7 protein-coding genes are annotated in these 5,657 nt (G+C 62.6%); 4 read left to right on the top strand and 3 right to left on the bottom strand.

Annotated elements, in window-relative coordinates; all coding sequences use genetic code 11:
- A partial coding sequence (locus tag EN969_RS14230; RefSeq protein ID WP_164758251.1) for a WD40 repeat domain-containing protein occupies positions 1-575 on the bottom strand: 575 nt, incomplete at its 3' end.
- 253 nt (positions 576-828) lie between these two features.
- Positions 829-1,884: a GTP-binding protein gene (locus EN969_RS14225; RefSeq protein WP_063169832.1), complete on the bottom strand. Its 1,056-nt coding sequence runs from the start codon at positions 1,882-1,884 to the stop codon at positions 829-831.
- Between the two features lie 199 nt (positions 1,885-2,083).
- On the opposite strand from EN969_RS14225, the gene EN969_RS14220 reads away from it, so the two are divergent.
- Together EN969_RS14220 and EN969_RS14215 are read left to right on the top strand one after the other, a co-directional pair.
- Positions 2,084-2,830, top strand: a complete 747-nt coding sequence (locus EN969_RS14220; RefSeq protein ID WP_063169833.1) for an intradiol ring-cleavage dioxygenase — start codon at positions 2,084-2,086, stop codon at positions 2,828-2,830.
- A gap of 212 nt (positions 2,831-3,042) precedes the next feature.
- Positions 3,043-3,513, top strand: a complete 471-nt coding sequence (locus tag EN969_RS14215; RefSeq protein WP_013528223.1) for a MarR family winged helix-turn-helix transcriptional regulator — start codon at positions 3,043-3,045, stop codon at positions 3,511-3,513.
- Positions 3,514-3,537: 24 nt separating this feature from the next.
- On the opposite strand, the gene EN969_RS14210 is transcribed toward EN969_RS14215, so the two are convergent.
- Entirely contained in the window at positions 3,538-4,407 is an 870-nt protein-coding gene (locus tag EN969_RS14210; protein ID WP_027164197.1) for an AraC family transcriptional regulator, read from the bottom strand.
- Between the two features lie 49 nt (positions 4,408-4,456).
- Here EN969_RS14210 and EN969_RS14205 point away from each other — a divergent pair, with 49 nt between their 5' ends.
- Both EN969_RS14205 and EN969_RS14200 read left to right on the top strand, forming a co-directional pair.
- Entirely contained in the window at positions 4,457-4,864 is a 408-nt protein-coding gene (locus EN969_RS14205) for a DUF2000 family protein (protein WP_013528221.1), read from the top strand.
- A 197-nt stretch (positions 4,865-5,061) separates the two neighbouring features.
- Positions 5,062-5,657: DMT family transporter (locus EN969_RS14200; protein ID WP_164758250.1), on the top strand; the 596-nt coding region annotated here is incomplete at its 3' end.

Below are 5,657 nucleotides of genomic sequence, written 5' to 3'. Positions count from 1 at the left end.
AGCTTCCACCCGTGCAATGCGTTTTCTTGCATGGTGGTGACGAGGAAGGCGCCATCCGGCGAGAAGGTGATGCCGGTATGGGCGCCGGCCCATTCGAGTTCCACCGGCTTGCCCTCGGCGGCCGGGAAATGCAGCGTCGCGCCATTGTAGCGGGCGACGCCGAAGCGCATGCCCTTGGGCGAGAAGGCCAGCCCCTCCACCGAACGCGGATGGACGAATTCCCTGGTCTTGCCGTCGGCGAAGCGCACGAAGGCAGTCTTGCCTGAGGCATAGGCGATGGCGCCTTGCGGCCCGGCGGCAACGCTGGTGATCCACTTCCTGGCCGCGCTTGCCAATTCCGTGGCCTCGCCGCCCGTTTTCACGGCAAACACCTTGCCGTCCTCGCCGCCGGTGATCAGCCGGTCATTGGCCGCATCATGGAAGGCGGCGAGCAGCCCGTCATTGGCCTGAACCGTCTTGTGGCCATGGTCGAGCCGATGGATGGCGCCGTCGGCCATCGCGAAATGCGGCACGTCGCCGAGAAAGGCGGCGGCGATGCAATGGCCTTCGAGGTCTAGGGGGGCGACTGTGGGCATCAGGGAACCATTCCAATGAAGTTTGTTGCCATCCCCGGGAAGTCGCCAGCGCGGCCGGGTGTGGCGCCAACCTTCTCCCCTTGTGGGAGAAGGTGGATCGGCGCGCAGCGCCGAGACGGTTGAGGGGTGTTGGACGGATCGCCGTCGGTGCCCAGCTGGAGCACCCCTCATCCGACCGAGCTTCGCACGGCCACCTTCTCCCACAAGGGGAGAAGGACAGAAGGGGCAGCGCTAGCGTTATAAGGCTTGGAAATCAAGCCGCCTGGCAGGCGTCAAAACTCTTCTTCAGCCGCTCGGCGTCGAGTTCCCTGCCGATGAACACCAGCCGGCTCTCGTGCTTTTCGCCGTCTTTCCAGGCGCGCTGGTGGTCGCCTTCGATGATCATGTGCACGCCCTGGATGACATAGCGCTCGTCGTCGCCCTTGAGCGCGATGATGCCTTTCAGCCGCAGGATGTTGGGGCCTTCCATCTGGGTGATCTTCTCGATCCAGGGGAAGAATTTCTTCGGATCCATCTCGCCGCCGCGCAGCGACACCGATTGCACCGTCACGTCATGAATGTCCGAAGCATGCGCGTGATGGTGGTGGTCGTGCCCGTCATGATCATGGTGGTGGTGATCGTGGCCGTCGTGGTCATGATGATCGTGATCGTCATGCGCCTCGAGGAAGTGCGGATCGTTTTCCAGTGCCCGGGACAGATCGAAAGCGCCGCGGTCGAGTACTTCGGTCAGGTCAACGCCGGCGCGGGTGGTACGATGGATCTTTGCCGCCGGATTGATGGCGCGGATCGTTGCCTCGACCTTGGCGAGTTCTTCTGACGTGACGAGGTCGGTCTTGTTGAGCACGACGACGTCGGCGAAGGCGATCTGGTCCTCGGCTTCCTTGGAATCCTTGAGCCGCAACGGCAGGTGCTTGGCGTCGACCAGCGCCACCACCGCGTCAAGCCTGGTCTTGGAGCGCACATCGTCGTCCATGAAGAAGGTCTGCGCCACCGGCACCGGATCGGCGAGCCCGGTGGTCTCGACGACGATGGCGTCGAAGCGGCCGGGGCGGCGCATCAGGCCCTCGACGACACGGATCAGGTCGCCGCGCACCGTGCAGCAGATGCAGCCATTGTTCATCTCGTAGATTTCCTCGTCGGATTCCACGATCAGATCGTTGTCGATGCCGATTTCACCGAACTCGTTGACGATGACGGCGTAGCGCTTGCCGTGGTTTTCCGACAGGATGCGGTTGAGCAGCGTCGTCTTGCCGGCGCCGAGATAGCCGGTGAGAACGGTTACGGGGATTTGCGTCTGTGCGTCGCTCATGGCTTGCCTCGAAAGTGCTGGGCCGCAAAAGATCCGGCCCTCAAAAGGGATTGTCGGTTCCATATAGGATGTGTGCCGGGCTTTTGCACGGGGCAAACCGATGGGCCAAACCGGCTTGCTACAATACCGGATTTTGACTGGCGAAAGCCGCTGTGATTGCCTAGCTCGGGATGCGGAAGGTCAATTTGAGAGGCAAGATATGTCCGGCAAGCCATCCTCCTTCTCATTGAGCCGGCGCCAGGCGCTCGGGTTGATCGCGGTCACCGCCGGAGGTGGTGCCTTCCTGCCGGCCTCGGCAATGGCCGCTCAATCTTCGGCTGCCCAGGCTTCACCCTATGCCGGACTGGCCTTGTTCGAAAACGGCGCCGGTGTCTGCACCATTACGCCTGAAGTGACCGAGGGACCGTTCTATTTCGACCCGAAACTCGAACGTGCCGATGTCACCGAAGGCAAGAAAGGTATTGCCCTTGACGTCCGGCTGCAGGTTGTCGACGTGGACTGCCGCCCACTTGCCGGCGCCCGCGTCGATATCTGGCATTGCGACGCGCAGGGCGCCTATTCCGGCTATCCCGGACAGGGTGACGGCCGCGACGTCGACACGTCGGGCCAGACCTTCCTGCGTGGTTGGCAGAAAACCGATGCAAGCGGCATCGTCTCCTTCGCCACGATCTATCCCGGCTGGTATCGCGGCCGCACCACCCACATCCATTTCAAGGTCTTCCCCGACGACAGGTCGGTGATGACCGGCCAGTTGTTTTTCCCCGACAGCCTCAGCGAGCAGATCTTCACCTCTGTCGCGCCCTACAATGACCGGCCCGGCAAGCGCGACACTTCAAATGCCGATGACGGCATCGCCAGGCGGGCCGGATCGCAATCGCAGGCTGCGCTGCGCGAGTTGGAGGATGCCTATCAGGCGCTGATGATCGTGGCGGTGAAGTCCGGCTGAGCGTTCCCTCACGCACCTTGTCAGCGGCGAAAACTCCGGTCACGAATTCGTTTGTCATCTAACTGAAATAAACATCTGGCATTAGCCACGGCGGACACCACAATGCTTGCCGGCAAAGCTGTTTGAAGCACCGGAATCTTTTTGATCGTCGATTGCCAACCGGCCGGCTGCCTCTATGCTGCCCGCACCGGTACGGCCGAAGAGGGAAGACCATGGCCAAGGCGGACAAGACTGCGACAATGAGCCGGCTGCATTCCGCGGCAAGGCTGGCAAGGACGGCGCTGGCTGCCCGGCTTCTGGCGCACGGCTTCTATGCCGGCCAGGACCAGATCATGCTGGCGCTCGACCGTGAGGACGGCCAGACGCCGGGCAATCTTGCCGGACGTCTCGGCGTGCGCCCGCCGACGATCACCAAGACCATCAACCGGCTGCAGGCCCAGGGGTTCCTGGAGAAGCGCGCTTCTGAAGCCGATGCCCGCCAGGCCCACATCTTTCTCACCGATACAGGCCGCGACATCATCCACGCCATCGAGAAATCGGTGAAGAAGACCGAAAAGCAGGCGCTGAAGGGCCTCGACAAGAAGGACCAGAAGTCGCTGTTCAAACTGCTTGCCCGCATCGAGGCCAACCTCTCGAACGAGGAATTGGTGCTCATCGACGACGACGCCGAGTCGGACGACTGACCGGCGGATTGTCGCGGCAGGCGATCAAGCCGCCGCGGCAGAGCCCTGGATCAGCGACGACCAGCGTCCCGGTGTCATGCCGAACGCCTTCTTGAACTGCCTGATGAAATGGCTCTGGTCGCTGAAGCCGGCTTCGACCGCGATCTGCGCCAACGGTTCGCCGGCGGCGATCATCCGCCGCGCACGCTGAAGCCGGCGCATCACCAGGAAGCGATGCGGACTGGTCGAGAACGCCGCGCGGAAATGCCGTGACAAGGCATAGCGGTCGAGCCCGGTTATGGCTTCCAGTTCGCCGGAGCGCACCGGCCGGGTCAGGTTTTCCGTGAGATAGTCGCGCGCCAGTGCAGCCGCCCGCCACGCCGTCCTGGTCATCGGCTTTGCCGGCTGGCCACCATGCCGGGTCAGGCTTTGCATCAGTTGGACCAGGAAATCGTCGACGAACAGGTCGTCGAGTTCCTGCTCCAGCGGCCCCAGCGCCGAAAGCAGCGTTGCGCAAAAGGCGGCGTCCGTCACCACGCCATCCCTCACAAAAGGCAGCGAAGCGCCGCCGAGGCAGTCGAGCATCAGCGACGGCTCCAAATAGAGCATTCGGTAGCGCAGGCCGTCCTCGGTGCCGGCGCCGCCGTCATGCAGTTCGTCGGGGTGTAGCACGATGATCTGGCCTGGAAGGCTGTGACGCGCAGCACCAAGATAGCGAAACGTCTGCACACCGTGCAGCGTTACCCCGATCGCATAGGTGTCGTGGCGATGCAGGTCGAACGCGCTGCCATGGAAGCGTGCCTCGATCCGCTCCATGCCTGCGGGATCGGGGGCGGAGATAATACGGTTTTCCGCCGCATCGATGCACAAACGTCCAAGACCCTCGAAGGCCTGGCTGTCTAGATCGTGCGACATCGTCTCCTTAAGCCTCGCATTGGGGCACAAACCGAATGGCCAATGTCTCATGTTCGATACGAAATTTGCAATCGTGCTCAGGGAAGATCTGGCGGTCTGGCAGAAACTCAACGTCACCGCCTTCCTGACCAGCGGCATCGTCGCGCAGTTTTCCGATATCATCGGTGAACCCTATCGCGACCGCGCCGGCAATCTCTATAACCCGCTGTCGATCCAGCCGGTCATCGTTTTGTCCGCCGACCAGGCCACGCTGGGCACGATCCACCGGCGCACATTGGAGCGCGGCGTGACCACCTCGCTCTATGTCGAGGAGATGTTTTCGACCGGCTTTGACGCGGCCAACCGCGCCGTCTTCGCCGAATTTGCGCCTGAAGACGCCAAGGCGGTCGGGATCGCGCTTCGCGCCGACAAGAAGCTGGTCGACAAGATCACCAAGGGCGCCCGTATGCACCCGTAGCTTCAGAGGCATCGACTAAGCCTGCCGCCGACACTTGTTGTGCCAGCCGGCTTTGGCGTGGCGACAGCCGACAATTGGCTTGCCGGGAGCCGGCAATTCCCGCAAAGGTGGGTCCAGCCCAGCTCCCACCCGGCCTGCAAGTGAGTGCTCCCCAAAGACATGTAGAAAGCGCGACGCCCCCGGTGGCGATCCTGTGCATGCTTTCCACTTACGTCTGCTTCACCTTCCTCGACACATCAAGCAAATACCTCGTCCTCGCCGGCATTTCCGTGCTGGTCGTTGCCTGGGTGCGCTTTGCCGTGCATGTCATCCTGGTCGGCACCCTGTTGCGCGGCTGGCGCCAACCCATGCGGTTTCGCCCGATCAACCTGCCTGCGCATATCCTGCGCGGGGCTTTCCTGTTCGGATCGACCATATTCAATGTCCTGGCGCTCAAATCCCTGCAACTGGCCGAGACAACCTCGATCTATTTCTTTGGGCCGATGGTGATCACGGCGCTGGCCGGTCCGCTGCTTGGCGAGTGGGCGGGCTGGCGGCGCTGGCTGGCCATCCTGGCGGCCTTTGCCGGCGTCCTCATCATCACCCGACCGGGCGTCGGCGTGTTCGGCATCGGACATCTCTTCGCGCTCGGCTCGATGCTGTCGAACTGCTTCTACGTCATCATGACGCGCCGCATGTCGGCGACCGAGACATCGGAGAGCCTCATCCTGTTTTCGGCGCTGGCGCCGGCGCTGCTGCTGTTGCCCCTGCTGCCGTTTTCGTTTTCCTTGCCGCATGACGGCTGGCACTGGTT

It is taken from the genome of Mesorhizobium sp. M7A.F.Ca.CA.003.01.2.1 (genome assembly GCF_003998945.1).
Lineage (GTDB): Bacteria > Pseudomonadota > Alphaproteobacteria > Rhizobiales > Rhizobiaceae > Mesorhizobium > Mesorhizobium ciceri.
The sequence above is the reverse complement of the archived record's forward strand: the minus strand, read 5'-3'. Positions and strand labels throughout refer to the sequence as shown.

Coding starts and splice junctions, on each gene's coding strand:
- EN969_RS14225 (WP_063169832.1), bottom strand. CDS start 1,884: ATGAGCGACGCACAGACGCAAATCCCCGTAACCGTTCTCACCGGCTAT.
- EN969_RS14220 (WP_063169833.1), top strand. CDS start 2,084: ATGTCCGGCAAGCCATCCTCCTTCTCATTGAGCCGGCGCCAGGCGCTC.
- EN969_RS14215 (WP_013528223.1), top strand. CDS start 3,043: ATGGCCAAGGCGGACAAGACTGCGACAATGAGCCGGCTGCATTCCGCG.
- EN969_RS14210 (WP_027164197.1), bottom strand. CDS start 4,407: ATGTCGCACGATCTAGACAGCCAGGCCTTCGAGGGTCTTGGACGTTTG.
- EN969_RS14205 (WP_013528221.1), top strand. CDS start 4,457: ATGTTCGATACGAAATTTGCAATCGTGCTCAGGGAAGATCTGGCGGTC.